The sequence below is a fragment of the Rothia sp. HSID18069 genome (assembly GCF_003989155.1).
In the GTDB taxonomy this organism is placed as follows: domain Bacteria; phylum Actinomycetota; class Actinomycetes; order Actinomycetales; family Micrococcaceae; genus Rothia; species Rothia aeria.
Map to the genome: position 1 here is coordinate 609,756 of NZ_RBMG01000001.1, position 20,193 is coordinate 629,948.

At 57.7% G+C, this 20,193-nt stretch carries 15 protein-coding genes; 14 read left to right on the forward strand and 1 reads right to left on the reverse strand.

The genetic code is table 11. From position 1 onward, the window contains the following. Window positions 1-7 precede the first annotated feature (7 nt). From leuD to D8M41_RS11835, 7 genes are all read left to right on the forward strand, one after another. On the forward strand, window positions 8-595 hold the full coding sequence (gene leuD / locus D8M41_RS02765) for a 3-isopropylmalate dehydratase small subunit (protein WP_006887825.1): 588 nt from the start codon (window positions 8-10) through the stop codon (window positions 593-595). Window positions 596-961: 366 nt separating this feature from the next. Next, window positions 962-2,392 carry a UDP-N-acetylglucosamine 1-carboxyvinyltransferase gene (murA, locus tag D8M41_RS02770; protein ID WP_006887813.1) on the forward strand — a complete coding sequence of 477 codons (1,431 nt, stop codon included), beginning with the start codon at window positions 962-964 and terminating at the stop codon, window positions 2,390-2,392. Continuing rightward, complete coding sequence (locus tag D8M41_RS02775) at window positions 2,393-3,247, forward strand: lysophospholipid acyltransferase family protein (protein WP_023132864.1); 855 nt, start codon at window positions 2,393-2,395, stop codon at window positions 3,245-3,247. Window positions 3,248-3,260: 13 nt separating this feature from the next. Continuing rightward, on the forward strand, window positions 3,261-4,346 hold the full coding sequence (locus D8M41_RS02780) for an NAD(P)H-dependent glycerol-3-phosphate dehydrogenase (protein WP_023132863.1): 1,086 nt from the start codon (window positions 3,261-3,263) through the stop codon (window positions 4,344-4,346). 9 nt (window positions 4,347-4,355) lie between these two features. Next, window positions 4,356-4,937 carry a hypothetical protein gene (locus D8M41_RS02785; protein ID WP_126926350.1) on the forward strand — a complete coding sequence of 194 codons (582 nt, stop codon included), beginning with the start codon at window positions 4,356-4,358 and terminating at the stop codon, window positions 4,935-4,937. Between the two features lie 114 nt (window positions 4,938-5,051). Continuing rightward, window positions 5,052-6,164 (forward strand): D-alanine--D-alanine ligase family protein, encoded by a 1,113-nt coding sequence (locus D8M41_RS02790; protein ID WP_126926351.1) that lies wholly within the window; start codon window positions 5,052-5,054, stop codon window positions 6,162-6,164. 350 nt (window positions 6,165-6,514) lie between these two features. After that, window positions 6,515-9,223: an S-layer homology domain-containing protein gene (locus D8M41_RS11835; RefSeq protein WP_238693455.1), complete on the forward strand. Its 2,709-nt coding sequence runs from the start codon at window positions 6,515-6,517 to the stop codon at window positions 9,221-9,223. Window positions 9,224-9,542: 319 nt separating this feature from the next. Here the strand turns inward: D8M41_RS11835 and D8M41_RS02800 are convergent, their stop codons facing one another. Continuing rightward, the gene (locus D8M41_RS02800; protein ID WP_331270877.1) at window positions 9,543-10,121 is read right to left on the reverse strand and encodes a DUF3515 family protein; all 579 of its coding nucleotides are present in this window, start codon (window positions 10,119-10,121) and stop codon (window positions 9,543-9,545) included. A 338-nt stretch (window positions 10,122-10,459) separates the two neighbouring features. Here D8M41_RS02800 and D8M41_RS12060 point away from each other — a divergent pair, with 338 nt between their 5' ends. From D8M41_RS12060 to D8M41_RS02840, 7 genes are all read left to right on the forward strand, one after another. Continuing rightward, the gene (locus D8M41_RS12060; protein ID WP_193901404.1) at window positions 10,460-12,229 is read left to right on the forward strand and encodes a hypothetical protein; all 1,770 of its coding nucleotides are present in this window, start codon (window positions 10,460-10,462) and stop codon (window positions 12,227-12,229) included. A gap of 17 nt (window positions 12,230-12,246) precedes the next feature. Further along, complete coding sequence (locus D8M41_RS02815) at window positions 12,247-13,446, forward strand: thiamine-phosphate kinase (RefSeq protein ID WP_126926353.1); 1,200 nt, start codon at window positions 12,247-12,249, stop codon at window positions 13,444-13,446. Window positions 13,447-13,543: 97 nt separating this feature from the next. Next, the gene (locus D8M41_RS02820) at window positions 13,544-14,686 is read left to right on the forward strand and encodes a kinase (RefSeq protein WP_126926354.1); all 1,143 of its coding nucleotides are present in this window, start codon (window positions 13,544-13,546) and stop codon (window positions 14,684-14,686) included. 206 nt (window positions 14,687-14,892) lie between these two features. Then, window positions 14,893-18,255, forward strand: a complete 3,363-nt coding sequence (locus D8M41_RS02825) for an ATP-dependent DNA helicase RecG (RefSeq protein ID WP_023134704.1) — start codon at window positions 14,893-14,895, stop codon at window positions 18,253-18,255. A gap of 41 nt (window positions 18,256-18,296) precedes the next feature. After that, window positions 18,297-18,920: a 16S rRNA (guanine(966)-N(2))-methyltransferase RsmD gene (rsmD, locus tag D8M41_RS02830; protein ID WP_037287255.1), complete on the forward strand. Its 624-nt coding sequence runs from the start codon at window positions 18,297-18,299 to the stop codon at window positions 18,918-18,920. Then, window positions 18,921-19,400, forward strand: coding sequence for a pantetheine-phosphate adenylyltransferase (coaD, locus tag D8M41_RS02835; protein WP_023134706.1), 480 nt, complete (start codon window positions 18,921-18,923; stop codon window positions 19,398-19,400). A 259-nt stretch (window positions 19,401-19,659) separates the two neighbouring features. After that, window positions 19,660-20,163 (forward strand): YceD family protein, encoded by a 504-nt coding sequence (locus tag D8M41_RS02840; RefSeq protein WP_023134707.1) that lies wholly within the window; start codon window positions 19,660-19,662, stop codon window positions 20,161-20,163. Window positions 20,164-20,193 lie beyond the last annotated feature (30 nt).

Here is a 20,193-nt window from a genome sequence, read left to right on the forward strand (position 1 = left end):
GAACACCGTGGAACCGATTATTGAGCACACCGGAATTGGTGTTCCCCTGCGCACCTCGAACGTGGACACCGACCAGATCCTCCCAGCCGTGTACCTCAAACGCGTCACCAAAACCGGGTTCGACGATGCCCTCTTCGCCAACTGGCGTAAAGACCCCGAATTCATCCTCAACACAGAGCCTTACCGTCACGGCTCCGTGCTGGTGGCCGGGCCTGATTTTGGGACCGGCTCGTCCCGTGAGCACGCCGTGTGGGCCCTCAAAGACTACGGGTTTAGGGTGGTTATCTCGGCACGATTCGGCGATATTTTCCGGGGTAACGCGGGTAAACAGGGGCTGGTTACCGCCCAAGTTGCCCAAGACGATATTGAACTCATCTGGAAAGCTATTGAGGATGAGCCAGGAACTGAAATCACCGTAAACCTCAAAGAAAAAAACGTTGCAGTGGGGGCGCTGACGGTTCCGTTCCAGCTAGACGACTATGTGTGTTGGCGCCTCATGGAAGGTCTCGACGATATTGGCCTGACCCTGCAAAATATTGAGGCAATCAAAGCGTACGAGGCACGCAGGCCCGCCTGGATGCCCCGGACACAGTAACAACACCCGTTGCCTTGCCTCCTTATATTTAGCGGTGAAGGACGTGAAGTAGCTGCTGCGAGGAACCCTAATTGCGAGATGCAGATAATTTTTAAGCTGTATGCAACAGTTTAAAAAACTTCAATCACAACTTCGTATTTCGGGTATTTAATCTCCCACCCTTAGATGCTCCCCGCGATGCAGTACCGCCTCAGAATGGCCCTCACCGTGCGCAGCCTCTCACCGCCGCTGCACAGGGTGAACATGTTTGGAGCTACCCGGTACAGGCCGTAGAATAATGATGTCTTGTTGCGTGCATTTACCGAGTACGCACGTGCCCAGTTATACCGCTGACACCGGCGGCCGATTACCATAAGGACAATCACCATGACCCTTAATATCAGCAAGCTTCGCATTGACGGCGGAACCCCGCTCAAGGGCCAGGTGACGGTTCGCGGCGCCAAAAACCTGGTGCCCAAAGCAATGGTTGCTGCCCTGCTCGGCAGCACCCCCTCAGTGCTGCGTAACGTCCCAGACCTTAGCGATGTAGAAGTCGTAACTATCCTCGCTGAGCTGCACGGCGCGAAAGTTGATTACGACCGCGAAACCGGCGTGCTCACTCTCACCCCCGACCACAACTCCCAGACCGCCGAACGCAACGCGAAAGATATCCAGCTCTTCGGTGGTAACTCACGTATCCCCATCCTCATGGTTGGCCCGCTGCTGCACACCATTAAAACCGCGCGCATCCCCAACCTGGGCGGCTGCAAAATCGGTGACCGACCCATCGACTATCACCTCAACGCACTCCGTAAGTTCGGCGCCAATGTTGCCAAAGACGATGCGAGCGGCATCACCCTGGAGGTGCCCGAAGACGGGCTCAAAGGCACTGACATTGAGCTGACTTACCCCTCAGTGGGCGCCACCGAGCAGGTGCTCCTCACCGCAGTGCGCGCACAGGGCAAAACCGTACTGAAGAACGCCGCGATTGAGCCCGAAATCATTGATCTCATCGCCGTACTGCAGAAGATGGGCGCCATTATTTTCGTTAACGATAACCGCACCATCGTCATTGAAGGCGTGGATGAGCTCACCGGCTACGACCACACTGCACTCCCGGACCGCAATGAGGCAGCGTCCTGGGCGTCAGCGGCGCTCGCTACCGGTGGCGATATTTTTGTGCGCGGTGCTGACCAGCAGGATATGACGGCGTTTCTTAATGTTTTCCGTAAGGCTGGGGGACGTTACGAAGTCATTGATCACGGGAAAGATAAGGGGATCCGCTTCACTCACCCCGGTGGTGAGCTGAAGCCGGTGGTGTTTGAAACGGACGTGCACCCCGGGTTCATGACCGACTGGCAGCAGCCGCTCGTGGTGGCGCTCACCCAGGCGAAGGGTACCTCCATTGTGCACGAGACCGTGTACGAGAACCGTTTTGGTTTCATTAACCCGCTCAAGCAGATGGGTGCCGATATTGTGGTGCTGCGTGATTGCATCGGTAACGTCTCGTGCCGGTTCTACGGCAAGAGCTTCGGCCATTCCGCCATTATTAACGGTCCCACCGCTCTGATGGCCGACAACTTCCAGGTGCCCGATTTGCGCGGTGGTTTCTCCCATGTCATTGCGGCGCTGGCGGCTCAAGGAACCTCCGAAGTGAGTGGTGTTGAGGTGATTGCACGCGGCTATGAGAACTTCGAGCAGAAACTCAAGGATCTAGGCGCCACCTTTGAGGTGCTTGAACGCAAGGCCAGCGAGGCTCCCAAGCCCGATGCCAAAATTGATGTGCCCACCCCTGAGACCGTTGAGGTTCAGGACTAAATGAGCGGTCAGCAGGGAAAGAAAGCGCTGCCGACGATCGCCCCCAGCACCAGCGGCGATCGGCTGTTTAGGGTGCTGGGCACCATGGTCCGCCCCACCTACCACGCCATCGCCAGCATAAAGATTGAGGGGCGTGAGAACCTGCCGCAGAAGGGCGGGTACATTGTGGTGGCTAACCACACCACAGAGGTGGACCCCATTACCGTGGCCTACGCGCCGTTTATTAGCGGCACTCTACCGCGTTTTCTGGCGAAAGATTCTTTGTTTCGGGCCCCGGTGCTCGGATGGCTCATGTGTAAAATGGCGCATATTCCGGTGATTCGCGGGTCTGTTGATGCCCGAAAGTCACTCATTACCGCCAGGTCTGTGGTGGAAGCAGGGGGTGCCGTGGTGATTTTCCCGGAAGGCACCACCACGCATGACCCTGATACCTGGCCGATGCAGGCGCGTACTGGCGCGGCTCGGTTGGCTTTAGCCACCGGCGCACCCGTTATACCGGTGGCGCACTGGGGAGACGAGCAGATTCTCAGCTACGAGTATGTAGACGGCCCCGACGGCAAGAAGAAGGAGAAACGCAAAGTTTCTCTGTGGCCGCGTAAAACGGTGCACGTTAAAATTGGGCAGCCAATGAATATAGCGGCCCTGGTAGATGACCCGTCGCCGCAGGCCAAACGTACCCGCACCGAGCTTAATATTGTCACCGAGGCGATGATGGATGAAATCACTGCTTTGCTGGCGCACATCCGCGGGGAACAGGCCCCCAAGGGACGGTGGAATCCCAAGACGAAACGCCGTGAACTTCCGGGGGAGACCACGGGCGTGACCGGTACTCTTGGGGAACCTGACGAAAACTAGAAGGTGGTAGAGCGTGCAGAAGAGTGAACAGCGGCAGGTGCGTAAGATCGCGATATTGGGTGCCGGTAGCTGGGGCACTGCTTTCGCAAAGATCGCGGCTGATTCGGCGCGGGAGAACAATACCGGGGCGCAGGTGGTGCTCATTGGGCGAGAGGCCAGCACGATGGAGCGGTGCATTCAGACCCGTGAGAACACACGCTACTTCCCGGGCATGAAACTGCCCGATAACCTGCTGTTCACTGCGGATGCGCGTGAGGGCCTCACCGGGGCGGATATTGTGGTGCTTGCCCTCCCTGCCCAGGTTCTCAGGTCGCAGCTGCAACTTTTCGCGCGTTTTATTGAGCCCCACGCGTTTTTGGTATCCCTGGCAAAGGGCCTGGAGACCGGCACTGGGATGCGCATGTCGCAGGTGATTACCGAGGAACTGGAAGAGGCGCTGGCAATGCGTGGCGTTGATATCCGGGCGATCGGGCATATTCCGCACCGCGTGTGCGTGCTATCTGGCCCCAATTTAGCCACCGAAATTATGGGGGAGGAACCTACCGCTTCGGTGATTGCGGCCCGAACTTTACCGGTCGCTGAGATTGTCGCTAAGTCTTGTGCGTGCAGCTATTTCAGGCCCTACACCAATACGGATGTTGTGGGCACCGAAATTGGGGGGCTGGTTAAGAATGTGATTGCCCTGTGCGTTGGTATGTGCGAAGGCCGCAACTATGGCGATAACTCAAAAGCATCTGTGATGACACGCGGCCTTGCTGAAACCACCCGTTTGGCGGTGGCCCTTGGCGGTGAGCCTGCCACAATGAGCGGCCTGGCTGGTATGGGCGATCTGATCGCCACCTGCTCCTCACCGCTATCACGGAACCACACGGCGGGCCGTCTGCTGGCTGAGGGGGTTACCCCGGACCGGCTGGGGGAGCATATGAGCCAGACCGCTGAGTCCATTAAATCGGCCCCGGTGCTGGCGCAGTTGGCGCGCCGCCACGGTGTGGAGATGCCCATTGTTGAGGCCGTGGTTGCGGTGCTGACTGGGCGTATTAGCGTGGAGCAGCTGGCGCCGCTGCTGCTGGGGCGTTCCCTTAAACATGAAGGGCATTAAGAGCACGCAATGAACCTGAGCTCGGTAACCATCGCCGTGTTAGGTTCCACGGGGTATGGGGCCCTGTGTGCTGCGGCTACAGGGTCGGTAGCTCACACGACCGAGTGCGATCGCCCGATATACCTGTGGGAGCCCGCCGATACGGGAGAAACCGCGCACCAGTTTCCGGTGACTTACACCACCGATATATACGAGGCTCTTGAGAGCGCCGATATTGTGGTGGTTCCCTGGGACGAACAGGCTGATTCGTGCCCCGAGGAGATGACGGGGTTTATGGCGTTCCGTCGATGGGCATACCTGCTGCCTCAAACCGCTATAGTGCTCGCAGCCGCAGGTTCTGCCGAGGATACCATGAACGTGTCTGAGCATCTGCGGCAGATACTGCACACTGAGTTTCCAACGCGGCGTGAACGTGTGGCGGTGCTAACTATTACCGCTCATCATCTGGCGGATACAGGTGTGATGGAGTCGGTAAAAACTTACCCCAGGCGCCCCCGCATCGCCACTCTGACCACCGACGATGCGCACATGCATCAGCTGATTACCGCCCTATTTGATGGGCCTGTGCTGCGTATTCACCGTGCGCCATGACCCCGGTATCTGCGGTTACCGCGGCTTGGGTACTAGTGTCAGAAAGGCCCGTAAGAGACGATACAATGGGCTGTAAGTGGGGCGGGTACGCCCTGAAACGAACCGGGAGAAACAATGACCGATAAAATTACCGTGGCTCTATTGTGTGGTGGGCGTTCTTCGGAGCACTCTATTTCGCTGATTACCGCCGTGGGGGTGCTTGGCGCGATAGATACCGCCAAATACGAGGTGGTACCTGTGGGCATTACCAAGGACGGCCGCTGGTACCTGACGGACGCTCAAGAACTGGAGAAGCTCACCGCAGGATCGGACATGGCAGAGTTCACCGGCGGCGCACAGCAGGTGTTTTTGCCGTTGGGCGCGGGGGATTCTCGGCTGCATCTTGTAGACTCGGCGGGGCACCTTGAGTTTGGCCCCGCCATTAATGTTGTGTTCCCGCTCCTGCACGGGCCTTTTGGTGAAGACGGCACAGTTCAGGGCCTGCTTGAAATGGCGAACCTGCCCTATGTGGGGTGCGGGGTGACCGCCTCCGCCGTGGGTATGGATAAACATTTTATGAAGGTTGCGTTTGCTGATGCCGGGCTGGAAGTTGGCCCGTATGAGGTGGTCACAGACCGCCAGTGGCGCCATGACCGTGACGGGGCGCTGGAGCGTGTGGCCCGGCTGGGTTACCCAATGTTTGTGAAGCCTGCTCGTGCAGGTTCGTCGTTCGGTATCACGAAGGTAGACACAGCTGAGCAGCTGGTGCCTGCAATTGAGCAGGCGCGCGTGTATGATCCGAAAGTGGTGATTGAGGCCGGTATTGTGGGCCGCGAGATTGAGTGCGGTATTTTGGATGGTCATAATGGCGATATGCCCCGCGCATCATATCCCGGCGAGATTGAGATGCAGGGGGAGCAGGGAGGCTTCTACGATTTTGAGGCCAAATACGTGTCGAAGACTACCGCTGTGACCCGCTGCCCCGCTAACCTACCCCCCGAGGATCTGGAGCGTATGCGTCAGCTGGCGGTCAAGGCATTCTTGGCGCTGGATGGCGAAGGTATCTCCCGAGCTGATTTCTTTTACACCCCCGATGCTCGCCTGATCGTTAACGAGGTGAACACCATGCCTGGGTTCACGCCGATCTCGATGTATAAGACCATGTGGGAGAACACCGGGATCGAGTACAAGGATCTTATTGATGAGTTGCTGATGTTGGCGCTGGAACGCCCAGTAGGCCTGCGGTAGTGAGCGAAAAACTTCACATGATGCGCTACAGCGTTTATTGCACACGCCCCGCTTTAAGGTGTTGTATACCGAAGCAATAGGGGGCAGCTGCATTGCTTTTGTTGTGGGGCGCTGGTTTCCGTAGTGGCGAAGACAGCGCCCCACTAACGCATATAATGACAGATATGGGATGAGCCACAGTGTCAAATACCTCATTTTCATTGGGTTAGCCTTGCCTGAGTGGTAGCATGGAGACACCGGCTGATAAGTCTAGGCTAAACACTATGTGTGTGTCTAATAGCCGGTTCTGAACCCTTCTCCGTGGTTGGAAAAGGGGAATTACTCACATTACATATCATTGAGGATGAATAATGACTTATTCTCACAAGAGCCCTATGCATAAACTTCTGGCATCTGCAGGCGCCGTCTCTATCGTCGCTGCTTCTTTCGCGGCTGTTCCCGCATCGTTCGCGGCTGAGAATCCTCCTGCAGCAGCTGCTGAGAACAACGGTCCTTGCCGCCACGTTGCCGCTACCGCAACCAGCTACCAGGGCCTTCCCGGTGAATATCAGCTGGCGTATTCGAACGGTAACCTGTACACCACATTCGCTAATGGCCGCCCCCCGATTTTGACCGGCGGTATTGGTGTGTGGAATGAAAGCGCTGCAGGCCCCAGCCTGACCCAGGTGCTTCAGCCCTCCACCGTGGATTTCACCCCGCGCGGCGCTAACGCCCCCACCGGTAAACAGGTGGCGGCTCCTTACGGTATTGCAGTGGACGAGGCTAACGGCACCATCTGGGTGACTCAGACCCGTATTAATGCAGTTTCTGTGTATGACATTAACACCAAGCAGCTGGTGTGGAGCAGCTATAACGAGGCTAACCCTTCTGAGAGTGCTGTGAAGCATCCGCGCGAAGTTAAGGTTGATGCCGCCTCAGGCCGGGCCTTCGTTTCGGGCTCCGGCGGCGTGACCGTCTTCGACCTGAAGACCCACGAGGTTATCAAGAAGATTGCGTTCACCAATAACGGTGAAGAGGACATCGCCATGAACATGGAACTTGATGCATCCGGCGGTAAGCTTTATGTCCCGGCTATGGGCGCTGGCACGTTGAATGTGATTAACACCGGCACATTGGAGAACGAGAAGACTATCACCCTGCACAAGGACGTGGATAGTGCAGCTCTGCGCCCCTCGGATGTGACCATTGATAAGTCCCTGCAGGAGATTTATGTCTCCTCCCAGGGCGAGATGGATCGCCAGAGCGGTGTATCTAAAGGCAACGCCGGGGTAACCGTCTATGACTTGAACACTGGTGAGTACAAGAAGAGCATCCAGTTCGGTAAGCAGACCCTGTCCATTACCGCCGATGAGAAAAACGACCTGGTGTATGCCACCGATTTCGCCACCGGCAAGGTGGGTGTCATTGACGCCCGCACCGGTACCGTATCTGCTGAGGTGAACGCCGGTAAGAACGGCGCTAACGATGTGCTGGTCACCCCCGAGGGCACCGCTTATGCTGTTACGCGTGATGCCTATGCTGAGGGTATTAAGACGGACTACACCATTGACCCGAAGACCGGGCAGTACCGCGAATCCACAACCGAGCCCAAGGGCCAGGACGGTGCAGAGACCCCAATTAACGCGAATTCACTGGTGAAGATTAACACCACCGTGACCGAGAAACCCGCCGCTAAACCGGACCAGGGTGAACAGGTTACCGCCGCCGCTGATGACGGTGCTACCGCTTCTGTGCAGAAGGTTGTGCAGGAGAAAGGCAAACTGACCATCACCGGTAAGGCATTCAAAGATAAGGAAGGCGGACCTTCCAAGATTGCCGTGAAGTTCGATGGCGGTGCTACCCCCGTTGAGGGTAAGGGACACATCTTTGTGGATGCTGACGCTGAGGGCAACTTCTCGACCACCATTTCAGTACCGGAGCAGTGGACCGCTGGCTCCACGCACAGCATTACCCTGCTGACTGGTTCAGGCAACCGTAAGGATCCTATCCGCTCGCTCACTCTGGATGTGAACGTTGAGGCTGCTGGCGGCAACCACGATAAGGACACCTGCGCCCCCGCAGAGACCGCTCAGGTAACCCCCACCAAGTCCACGAACGAGGTCACCTACCCCAAGGGCACCCCCACCACCCCCACGAAGCAGGCGGACCCCAAGATTCAGGTGTCCAAGACCGAGCTTGATGCGGCAGCTGACAATAACGAGCTGCAGGTAAACGGCAGCGGCTTCTACGGTCACATCACCTCAAAGGGTGTGCGTGTAGGGGTGTACGAGGCTGACGCTTCGGGCAAACCCACGGGTGAGTCAATTGTGGATGAGAAGCTTATCAACGCTTCTGACATTAACGATGGTCGTTTCTCAGTGACGCTGAACATTCCCGGTAGCAAACTGGACGCCTCCAAGAAATACGTGGCTGTAGCTGCCACCGTCTCGGCTGAGGCCGGGATGCATGCGGAAACCCCGCTGACCGTCAAGCCTGCGGATCAGAAGCCCGACGTTAAGCCGATTCCTAATACTCCTCTCTACAAGGACGTGAACCAGGATACGGCATTCTACGCTGAGATTCAGTGGTTGGGTTCTCAGAACATCACTACCGGTTACCCGGATGGTACGTTCCGTCCTGGTCAGAATGTTGAGCGTGCTGCGATGGCTGCATACTTCTACCGTATGGCTGGCTCACCCGAGGTAACTTTACCGAAGGAGTCTCCGTTTAGGGATGTGGATCCGTCGTTCCCGTTCTATAAGGAGATTGTGTGGATGCATCAGAGGGGTATTACTACTGGTTATTGGGATGGTACGTTCCGTCCGCATGATCCGGTGAATCGTGATGCGATGGCGGCGTTCTTCTACCGTTATGCTGGTGCTCCGGCGTACACGGCTCCGGTGAACTCACCGTTTAACGATGTGCAGAATGGTGATGCTTTCTATCAGGAGATTACTTGGCTGAAGCAGCAGGGTATTACGAAAGGCTGGTCTGACGGCACGTACCGCCCGGGTGAGCCTATTCACCGTGACGCAATGGCCGCGTTCATTCACCGCTATAGCGCTATCGTAAAGAAGTAACGCCAATAGCTAGCGAAGAGGCCGCCTCTAAAAAACACCCAATCTGTTGAATAAAACCAGCAGATTGGGTGTTTTTATACCCTATATATAAATAAGTATTCAGTTATATGCGATGGAGAAATAAAATATGATGGCGAACCTCAAGCCAGGTGTATAAGCCCCATCACGACTGCTTAAATAGTGCTATAAATTCCGCTATAAAGGCGTAATAGCGCGGGGGAGCTATAATTCGATAGCCGGTAGATTTAAGGAAAGTTAAAGCTGCCGAGTATACCGGTGGATCGTGCATACTATTAGACAAAAAACGGATTTATATGCACTAATGGCCGCCGGGGACTTCGTTGAGGTTAGTGCATTTCTTCTGAGCGGGAACCTGTTTCACAGCTGAACTCAGGCTGGTCAGTAAAGTAGATGAAGGTACCTTGTCGGCATCGAACGTCACCTCAATAGCCGGGGTACGGCCGTAGGTGGTAGCTGTCCACACTCCACCCGACCGCTGAACATTGGAGGTCCTCACCGGGGCTGGGGTGCTCGTGCCAGCCTTTTGAGAAGCTGTGGAGGAGGCGCTGTTTGCAGGCGCCGTATTATGCGAGCTAGCGGTGGCACTGGCAGCTTTTGCGGGATCAGATTCAGCCTCTTGGGGGCGCAGAATCCAGTCAATACCGTTTACCTCAACACATGGATCCGAGACAGGTTCGGAGACCGACACGCCGCACTTGAGAACAATTGTTGCGGGATCTCCCCAAGCCGTGGTGGCTTGTGCCGTGGTTTCCCGCTGGGGGAATCCGGTGAGGGTCTCTGGCATTGCCACTAGTGCGTATGCGCACACCGGGTTCGCGGCATCCGGTGCGGGCTCTAGACTGACTGTCCCGGCGCCACAGCCACTCAGAAAAAATATGCACCCACATGCAGTAAAAGACCTGCTGAGGGTGCGAAGGAGGTGGTGTGTGCGTGCGGGCTGAGATAGCTGTTTCACACCCTTCATTCTACCGTATTACCGGGTATTAACTAGGCTGTGTGGAGAAGGTTGAAGGGCAGGGAAGCTGCAGGAAATATTTTATGAGAACATGAACCTGAAGCTGTGCCTTAATGTTTGAGTGGTTAAACTTACCTGTTATGATTTTGTTATAAAGCTTGTTACGGGAAGAAATTCCTGGGAATATTCGCTAATATTTAGAAGCACCCTTACTTTTGGGGCACATTCATGTTCACTCAAAAACATATAAGGATGACCTTTTGGGAAATAAAAACCACAAGGTGGTATCAGCTGGTGTAGCGACCGCCTTACTGACGGTCGGGGGACTCCCTGCCGCTGTGTCTCTGCCCGGGGCTGCACTAGTGCACACCCCGCAGCCTGTGCACCCCGCAGTCGCTCTCACTCAAGCACCAACTGATAATGCCACCGGAACTCCTAATAATGTGAATGCCGGTATGGAGGAGGTTCAGGCCCCGCCATCCTTTGCCCCTGCCCAACCTGCGGCTGCACAGACCGGTGAGCAGCCCGTTGCAGATGTCACGCCGAACGCGCATGCAACCCCCGCGAAGAACACCCCCGCGGCTAATAATGCTACCCCCACGCCTGAAGCAGCTCAGCAGGCAACGCCTACTCCCACCCCGCAGGTAACTCCAACCCCGCAGCCTGCTGCTACGGGTGCGGCGGCTAACGCTACTGGTGCAGCGGTTAATAATACTCCGACTCCTACACCGGATCAGCAGGCAACCCCTGCACCGCAGCAGCCTGCCCAGAACGTTACCCCGACCCCTGCCCCCGCTCAGGGCGGTAATAATCAGGGTGGTAATAACCAGCAGGTAACCCCTGCTCCGGTACAGGATCAGACTCCTGTGCCCGCCCAGCAGAATCAGACTCCGGCTCCTACGCCAACGCCTGCCCCTCAGCAGCCGACGCCTACCCCTACGCCGGACCCCATCCCTACCCCTGAGGTGCCGACTCCGAGCCCTGAGCAGAATCAGACTCCGGCTCCTACGCCAACGCCTGAGCCCACTCCGACTCCGGATGCGACACCTACTCCTACACCGGACCCTACGCCGACCCCTGAGGCGCCGACTCCAACTCCGAGTCCCGAGCAGAATCAGACCCCGGCTCCTACGCCAACGCCTGAGCCCACTCCAACCCCGGATCCCACCCCAACACCTGACCCGACGCCTACGCCGGAGCCGACACCCACACCCGAGGTTCCCACGCCTAGCCCGGAGACTCCCGCGCCAGAGCCGACTCAGGATCCTACCCCTACGCCTGAGGAGCCCACGCCGGAACCCACCCCGACCCCTGAGGTGCCGACTCCGACTCCGGATCCCACCCCAACACCTGACCCGACGCCTACGCCGGACCCGACACCCACTCCAGAGCCGGCACCGACGGATCCTGTGCCGACTCCGCCGGTGGATCCTACTCCGGTTCCGGACCCGACGGTTACTCCCGTGCCGACGCCTCCTGTCGTGGAGCCGACACCGGTTCCTGTCCCGGCACCAACCGCTGAGCCGGTCCCTGTTCCTGCACCCGCGCCTGCGCCGGAGCCGACTCCTGCGCCAGCGCCCAGCCCCAGCCCCGCGCCTGTGCCTAACACTCCGACCGAGGACCCTCGCGGTGAGCTGCTGCCGAACGGCGTTACCACCTTGGGGCGCATCGGGGCTAATAGTGGTTCCCAGGAGGCTATCCCCGGTGCGGCTGACTGGGTGGCCGGGTACCTGTCTCAGGGAGAGAACGGTGGCCTGCGGTTGACTCCGAGCGTGACGGGAACGGCTGATTCCCGGCCCACTGGTTCGACTCCTTCGAACACTTCGCGTTCATCCAGCAGCGGCAGCACTTCGGCTGAGCCGTCAAGTCAGCAGCCCTCAAAGTCGAACTCGTCAAGCTCCAATAACCAGGCGGCTGTTGATAACAGCAATAACTCAGGCCCCTATGGTGCGATCCCGCTGGTCGTCTTTAGCCTGTTAGCTATCGCCATTATTGGTTTCGCTATCCGCCACTTCTACCGCGTACGGTAGACGGGCATTATACTCGCGTGAGCCTTCAAAAAAACGCGCGCACAATACGGGATTCTTCCCAACGGCAGGAACATCCTTTGCGGGATGCTACCGCTGCCGCCCTGGGAGAATCCCGTATTTTGCGTGCTTTTTTGCCCATTATTGAGAACCATAATGCTGCTGTAAAAGACCATCAGCACCAACAGGGCGCTGAGGATCCTTTGCTGGTGGGTCCCGGTGATGATTGCGCGGTTTTCGCCGGTAGCCCCACCCCCACGGTGCTCACCACCGATACCCTGGTGGAGGGCAAAGATTTTCTGGACCCGTGGCCCGCCGGGATATCTAGCGGAGGGTACGAGGTGGGGTATAAGGCGGCCACCCAGAACCTTGCAGATATTGCGGCTATGGGAGCAGAACCGGTAACCCTTGTTGTCTCATTGAGCATGCCTGCCCACACCACCTACGGGTGGGTGGAGGACTTCGCCCGGGGGATCACCGACAGTATCGTAGCCTGTGGGGCACATTCATGTACTGTCAGCGGTGGCGATCTGGGAACCTCCAACGATATTACGGTGAGTATCACCGCGATGGGGAGGATGCACCCGGATACTCCCAAACCGGTGCTGCGTTCGGGCGCTCAAGCAGGAGACACCGTTGCTTTTGCCGGACAGGTGGGGTGGGCTGATGCCGGTTTACGGCTTCTGCTCCAATCCCACAACCCGTACCTTGCGGACATTATGGCCAAACAAACAACGGGTAAGCACCCGCGCTGCAATGACAAGGTGGTACAGCGCGCCCTAACAGCCCAGCTGCGGCCCACCTCGCCCGTACCCGCCGGTGTGCTCGCCGCACGGGCGGGGGCTACTGCCATGCTTGATGTTTCTGATGGACTTCTTAAAGATGCAGAGCGTATAGCATGTGCTTCTGCGGTGGATATTTCCTTATCAGCAGAGGCTATTGAGGCCCTGTCCAAGCCCCTGGTACCGCTGGCACAGGCAATCCTGCACGGGCAGCCGCGCAATGAGGACGCAGACAGTTACGTGAGCTTGGCACAGGAGTGCGTACTAGGTGGGGGAGAAGACCACGGACTGCTGGCATGTTTCCCTTCCGGGGCACTATTACCGGAGGGGTTTGTGGCTCTGGGGTCGTGCCTGGTTCCCGAAGGGCAGCAGCCGCGGGTGCTGCTGGGCCAGCGACAGGCACAAGCACGCGGTTGGGAACACTATCAGCCCTTCTAGCGCGAGCGCATCTAAACGTGCCGAGGGAAGGCCTAAGCATGGCTGCGGGGCCGGGGCTTAGAATGGAGTGAGGTGCCTCAGCGTGTAAGGAGTGTTTGTGTTAGGTGATAACGCGCCTAAAACCGAGTTTACGTTCGGTATCGGTTGGGTAGACGCAGCGTGCGCACAAGCCCGGAAGTACCGTGACGGGTTGAATAGCCTGAATGCGTTCCCCGTACCGGATAAGGACACCGGGTCAAATCTGACCGTAACGCTCACCGCCCTCAAAGAAGCATTCGACGCAGAATATGAGGTGCTGCAGAAAGAACCCAAACCAGCGGATGCGGCGGCACTTAACCTGCGGATAGGCCAGTTATATGAGCGGGCTATTATGCAGGCTTACCGGTCAGCTAGGGGCAACTCGGGCACCCTGCTGTGTACCTGGGCTTTGGAAGCGGTACGGAGCTACTGGGGTTTACCGGGACACCTCACCGAGGATATGGACGAGTCAGAGGTAGTGCAGATTCCCGTGTTCTCGGCGTTACACCAACAGTATGAGGAAGCACCCGCCGCAGAGATACGTGAGAGCTCTTATCGTGAGGCGTTTGCTCTCAGCGCTGCGGCGCAACGGGTGCGTCAGAGCGTGCCCGATGCCTCGCTCATGCGCAGCACTATGGGGGCAGTAATGCTCGCAGTGGCGGACTATCGGTTCCACTACCGGCCCGGTAGTGAACTGCAGGATATGCTGAATCGCTCAGAGTATCGGCGCACTAGCGTGCTGCGGGCGTTGGAAGGAACCGCAGAGTATCCGCCCGCCCCGGAGCTGAAGGGGACGGTGGATGCGGGCGCCCTTGGGCTTTATCTGACGGTGGTGCACACGAACTCGCGGTGGCGTACCAGCAGGTTGGACGATGCCCAGATTGAGCGTATGCTGGTGCCGCCCGCTATGCCTTCACGTCACTTTCAGGAACGACGCGGAGATAGCACTGCTGCGAGTGCGCGAGTTCCCGAGTGGGAGCTGATGGGTACGGTGGATGCTGACCCTGTGGCGGTGGCGCAGATACGATCGGAACTTGAGCAGCTGGGCGATTCGCTATTGTTAACCCCGTTGGATGTTTCTGCGGGGATGTGGAGCCTGCATGTGCATGTGTTTTCGCTTGATGATGCTCGCGCAGCAATTGCCCAGCACGGTATGCTGCGTGAGGAGCGGGTGTCGTCTTTGTGTGAGGGGCCTGCTGATGGTGCGTGTGCCGCGGATTGAGCGGTGTGAGAATGCGTGTGTTCGCGGTTCAGAGGCACGCCGCACCTGAATATATGTACTAATATGGTGTTATTTACCGTACAATTAATCTAATAATGCGCACGATGCCGGTATGATGCGGTGCGTGTCAGGTAAACGTGGGGTGGGGAAGGCTCTGGCCTGCGACTGTATGAGAGAGTGTGTGCAAGCTGAGGGGAGGGCAGGCGATGAACGCAGGGCACGGCACCGGCGAAGGTGCCTCCCCGGAACCCTCGACGTCTGCGCCCAGCCTGTTTGACGGGCTTGATTCGGGGGCGCTCTGGGGGGAGTTCGCCCGTAAACCTTCGCGCCCACGCAATGCTGCCGCTCAGCGTAAAGATACCCATGCTGACGGCACAGCGGCCTCAACACGCGGGGACAAGTCGAATAAAAATACGAGTCGAGGGAAGTCGTCTGTTCAGCGGGAGACCGAGACGCAACAGGAAGCCGCGCACCATACAAAGGGCACCCGTAGGGGGAACAAAACCACTCGTCCCCAACAAGTCACAGAGCCGGATGCTAACCAGCGGGCTGCGGGGGATGTACCTGAGGGTGTGCTCGCAGATGTCGAAGTAGCTCATAACCCGCTGTTGACCGTGCAGGATTTAGCCGCGTACGCGCGCCATGAAACCACTTTAGCGGCGCTCCAAGAAACGGTAGAACGCCGCCGCTCGCCACAGTATCAAGCGGCTCTTGCCTCACTCACAAAATCTTTGGGAGAAGCCGCTGGGGCAATGGATCCGGCGGAACTGTACGAACTGGTGGATATTGCTTTAGAGGCTCGCCCGCAACACGCTGAGAGGAACCCGGAGGCCCCCGCACCAGCAGCGAAGGCAGTAAAGACACGGGCGAGGCAAAAGAATAATAAGCAGAAGAACGGGAAGAAGCCCGTAGCCGCCCGCCAATCCGGCAGTTCAGGTGCCCCCGATACCGCCGCCACCGCAAAACGTAAGCCCGCCGCCGGTGAAGCGAAGGGGAAGACATCCGGGAATACGCCCGTTGGTACCCCGACCGCAGAGGCGCAGAAAACTATTAAGGGGAATAAAAATACAGAAAACGGGCAGGCGAAAAAACGTGCCCTCAACCGCTATAACACCGAAGACCGCATTGAGAACTCACCCTTAAAAAAGTACCTTCCTGACTCGGCCGTGCGGGCCGTAAAAACCCATTTGGGGCTGGGGACAGTGGGGGAACTGCTGGAGTATTTCCCCCGTAAATACTTACCGCGCGGTGAACTCAGCTCGTTTGCCGAGCTGGTCGAGGGGCAGGAAGTCACAATTATTGCTCGGGTGCTGAATGTGAGTACTCGTACCATGGCGGCACGCCGAGGGCGTATTACTGAGGTCACCATTACCGATACTCTCGCTGACGGCGAGCCGGGCGGAGCCACAGGGCGTTATGCCGCCGTAAACGGACGGGTGCATCAGCCCAGCCGCCTGTCGTATGGGGGCACCAACCCGCGTGTGGCGGGGCTTGCCGCCAATGGTGCCTCATACTCGGGGTACACGGATTCTTACGGGCAGTCTCAAAGTCTTTTTGGTGTTCCTGCGGGTTCCTCACCCGTAGGATCAACGATGAAACTCTCATTCTTTAATGCATGGACCGCCGCACGTGATATCCACGAAGGCGACCACGTGATGTTCTCGGGTAAAGTCGGTACCTATCGTGGTGAATACACCCTCACAAACCCGCACTATGCGGTGCTTTCCGAGAGTGATGAGGCGGTGGATGCAGCCCAAGAGAAAGCGGGCGCCCCTATTCCCGTGTACCGTGCCCCGGCGAAGCTGCCTACCGACCGGATTGCTTCCTACATTACCCAGCTCTTAGAAGCTGTGCCGTTGAAAGAACTGGAAGATCCCGTGCCGTTCAAACTACGGCGTGCCCGTAAAATTCCTTCGCTGGAGTGGACCTACCGTGCTTTGCACACACCGGATAGTGAAGCCACCCAGTACGCAGCGCAGCAGCAGATGCGTTACCGCGAGGGGTTCGTACTTCAGGTTGCGTTGGCCAGGCTGCAGGCTGCCCGTGCCGCTCACAGCACTGTTGCCCGTGCTGCTGTACCGGGCGGGCTGGCGGATCGCCTGCTGGAGGTTCTTCCCTATCAGCTCACCGCCGGACAGCAGGCTGTGGGGGAGCAGATCGCCGCCGATCTTGGCGGTTCTTCGCCAATGAACCGCCTATTACAGGGTGATGTTGGTTCCGGTAAAACCGTGGTGGCCCTGCGTGCCATGCTTCAGGTAGCCGATACCGGTGGACAATCTGCCATGCTGGCCCCTACCGAGGTGCTGGCTGAACAGCATCTGCGGTCTGTACTTGATGTTTTAGGGGCTATGGCTGATACCGGAACAATCCCCGGCATTGATACCCCCGATACGGTCACGGATCACACCGGTGACGGGCCGCAGGTTCGGGTACGGCTTTTAACGGCCTCCATGTCTGCTAAACGTAAAAAAGAGGTACTGGCCGAACTTGCAGACGGTACCGCCCAGATTGTGATTGGCACGCATGCGCTGCTTTCTGAAGGAGTCGAGTTCAACGATCTAGGTTTAGTGGTGGTGGATGAGCAGCACCGTTTCGGTGTGGAACAGCGTGATGGCCTGCGCGGTCCCCACGGGGAATTGCCGCATCGGCTGGTGATGACAGCCACCCCCATACCGCGTACCGTGGCGATGACCGTTTTCGGTGATTTGGACGTGTCGGTATTGGACCAGCTGCCTGCCGGGCGGCAGAAGATTTCTACGCATGTGGTTCCCCTCGCCGAAAAACCGGGGTGGGCTTCCCGCCTGTGGAGCCGAGCTCGGGAGGAGATTGACGCTGGACACCAGGTGTATGTGGTGGTGCCCAAAATCGGTGATGACGGTGATGACACCGAAGAAGGGGTGCAGCTATTCGGCGATGGCGGGCGTGAAGGAGCTAAAAGCTCGGATGGAAAGATCAGGCTGACATCGGTCACAGCTATGAACGCCTACCTGCAAGATGTCCCGGCGCTTTCGGGAGTGCGCATCGGTACCCTGCACGGGCGGATGGACGCTGCCGAGAAAACCCGCGTGATGACTGCATTTGAGCGGGCAGAGATTGACCTTCTGATTAGCACCACCGTCATTGAGGTGGGCGTGAACGTGCCAAATGCTACGCTCATGATTATTATGGATGCCGACCGCTTTGGTATTTCGGGGCTGCATCAGCTGCGCGGCCGTGTGGGGCGCGGCGGGGCGGCAGGCACCTGCCTGCTGGTGACCCGTCAGGAAGCAGACGGTATTTCTCGTGAACGCCTTGACGCGGTGGCGGGCACTACGGACGGTTTTGAACTGTCCCGCATCGACCTGCAGCAGCGGCGTGAAGGCGATATTCTGGGGGCTGCGCAGTCGGGACGTAAAAGCACATTAAAATTCCTGCGTGCGCTTACAGATGCGAAAATTATTGAGCGCGCCCGTGAAGATGCGCGGGGTATTGTGGCAGATGATCCGACGCTGGCAAAGCACCCGAATCTGGCGCGTACTATTGACCACGCCTTGGATGCTGACCGTGAGGCGTTTTTAGGCAGGGGATAGATGCATCTGCCGCACCGGTGAGGGAAGGAACCGAAGAGAAGATGAGCCGCATTATTGCGGGGGCTGCGGGCGGCTTACGCCTTGCCTCTGTGCCGGGTGATAATACTCGCCCAACGACCGACAGGGTGAAAGAATCACTATTTTCTAAGCTGGAAAGCTACGGGGTGCTTGAGGGTGCGCGTGTGCTTGACGTGTATGGCGGATCGGGGGCGCTAGGCTGTGAAGCCGCGTCGCGGGGTGCCGCCTCTGTTGAGATTGTCGATAAGTACCCGAAGGCGGTGCGAACCATACAGCGCAACGTGGATGCGGTGGTGCGGGCGTGTTCTGTGAGTGGGCTGAACCCGCAGGTGAAGGTGCGGCATTCAAGCGCGCGCACCTACCTGTCGGGGACTTTAGACGTGTGGGATATTGTGTTCGTGGATCCTCCGTATGCGCTGCCGAATGAGCAGGTGGTGGAGGATCTGCAGCAGATCGCCCCTCACCTCGCCGAGGGCGCCATTGTGGTGGTGGAGCGTTCCGCACGTGATAGTGAGCCGGTATGGCCCAAGAGCGTGCGCCGGTTTGCAGCCAAGAATCACGGGGAGACGGCAGTGTATTATCTTGAACCAGATGCCGCAGAGCTGAGTGCAGAGCCTGTGCTGGGTATAGCTGAGAAGGAGAACTAGATGCTGGTGATTTGCCCCGGGTCATTTGATCCTGTTCATAATGGGCACCTTGAGATTATTGCGCGTGCCGCTTCGCTTTTCGATGAGGTAGTGGTGGGTGTTGCCCATAACCATTCGAAGAAGTACCTTTTTAGCCTTCAGGAACGCGTGCGGCTGGTCACGGATTCTTTAGCGGAACTTGGTATTGAAGGGGTGGGCGTTGAGATTATCCCAACCGGGGTGCTCTTGGCGGAGTACGCGGCTCAACGTGGCGCCAGCGCCTTAGTGAAGGGTCTGCGCTCGGGCACGGATTATGGGTATGAGGCCCCGATGGCGAGTATGAACCGGCGTTTATCGAAGGTAGAGACCGTTTTCTTGGCGGGAGAAGACCGCTACGGTGGGGTATCATCCACGATTATTCGTGAGGTTGCCTCGTTAGGAGGGGATGTGCGCCCGTTTGTTCCGCAGGTAGTAGCCCACGCTCTTGTGCAGCGGCATTAATATACCTGTGGTAATGGACCCGCAAGAGGCATAATGACAGCGATCCGGGGTGGGTTCATTCTGTTGAGGTGCGCTTGCGGGATGGTCTAAACGCCTAGACACGCCCGAGATCGTATGGTTAAGGTCTCATAAACAGTGTGTTATCTTGCATTGTGCTTGCGCACGCTATAGACTGAGATTTTGGTTTATACATTTCATAAGGAGATACGTCATTTCACGTAAAGACTCGTCTGAGCTGGTGCTCTCGGTGACTAACCTGATGCATCGCCCGGGCACTTCGGAAACATTTGCCGAGGTTGTTCCCGCACCAGCTGATTTAGGAAATGCGCTTATTGGCGTTCCTGAGGGTACCGATATTGATATGAACGTTCGGTTAGAGTCTGTGGTAGATGGTATTCTAGTTACCGGCGACGCCGTTGTGGATGTACACGGCGAGTGTAGCCTGTGTCTGGATCCGATTGATTATGAAATGTCGGCCGACATTCAAGAGCTTTTCGTGTTCGAGAAGGCCCCTGAGGGCGGCCCCGAAGACGAAGTGGATGAGCAGTACGCCGTTGAGGGAGAAACGCTTGACCTCGAACCGGCACTGCGGGACGCAGTGATCCTTCAGCTGCCGTTCCAGCCCGTATGCAGGGAAACATGCCAGGGTCTGTGCTCCGAGTGCGGAGCGCGCCTGGAGGAGAACCCAGGGCATCATCACGAGGCGTTAGACCCGCGCTGGTCGGCCCTGCAGGGGCTGCTTGGCACGGGTACCGAAAACTAAATTGTTATTACTAGAGATTGTGAGATAGCT

What these genes read in the sequence shown, in the direction of transcription:
- murA (WP_006887813.1), top strand. Translation starts at nt 962, where the DNA reads ATGACCCTTAATATCAGCAAGCTTCGCATTGACGGCGGAACCCCGCTC.
- D8M41_RS02775 (WP_023132864.1), top strand. Translation starts at nt 2,393, where the DNA reads ATGAGCGGTCAGCAGGGAAAGAAAGCGCTGCCGACGATCGCCCCCAGC.
- D8M41_RS02785 (WP_126926350.1), top strand. Translation starts at nt 4,356, where the DNA reads ATGAACCTGAGCTCGGTAACCATCGCCGTGTTAGGTTCCACGGGGTAT.
- D8M41_RS02790 (WP_126926351.1), top strand. Translation starts at nt 5,052, where the DNA reads ATGACCGATAAAATTACCGTGGCTCTATTGTGTGGTGGGCGTTCTTCG.
- D8M41_RS11835 (WP_238693455.1), top strand. Translation starts at nt 6,515, where the DNA reads ATGACTTATTCTCACAAGAGCCCTATGCATAAACTTCTGGCATCTGCA.
- D8M41_RS02825 (WP_023134704.1), top strand. Translation starts at nt 14,893, where the DNA reads ATGAACGCAGGGCACGGCACCGGCGAAGGTGCCTCCCCGGAACCCTCG.
- rsmD (WP_037287255.1), top strand. Translation starts at nt 18,297, where the DNA reads ATGAGCCGCATTATTGCGGGGGCTGCGGGCGGCTTACGCCTTGCCTCT.
- coaD (WP_023134706.1), top strand. Translation starts at nt 18,921, where the DNA reads ATGCTGGTGATTTGCCCCGGGTCATTTGATCCTGTTCATAATGGGCAC.
- D8M41_RS02840 (WP_023134707.1), top strand. Translation starts at nt 19,660, where the DNA reads ATGCATCGCCCGGGCACTTCGGAAACATTTGCCGAGGTTGTTCCCGCA.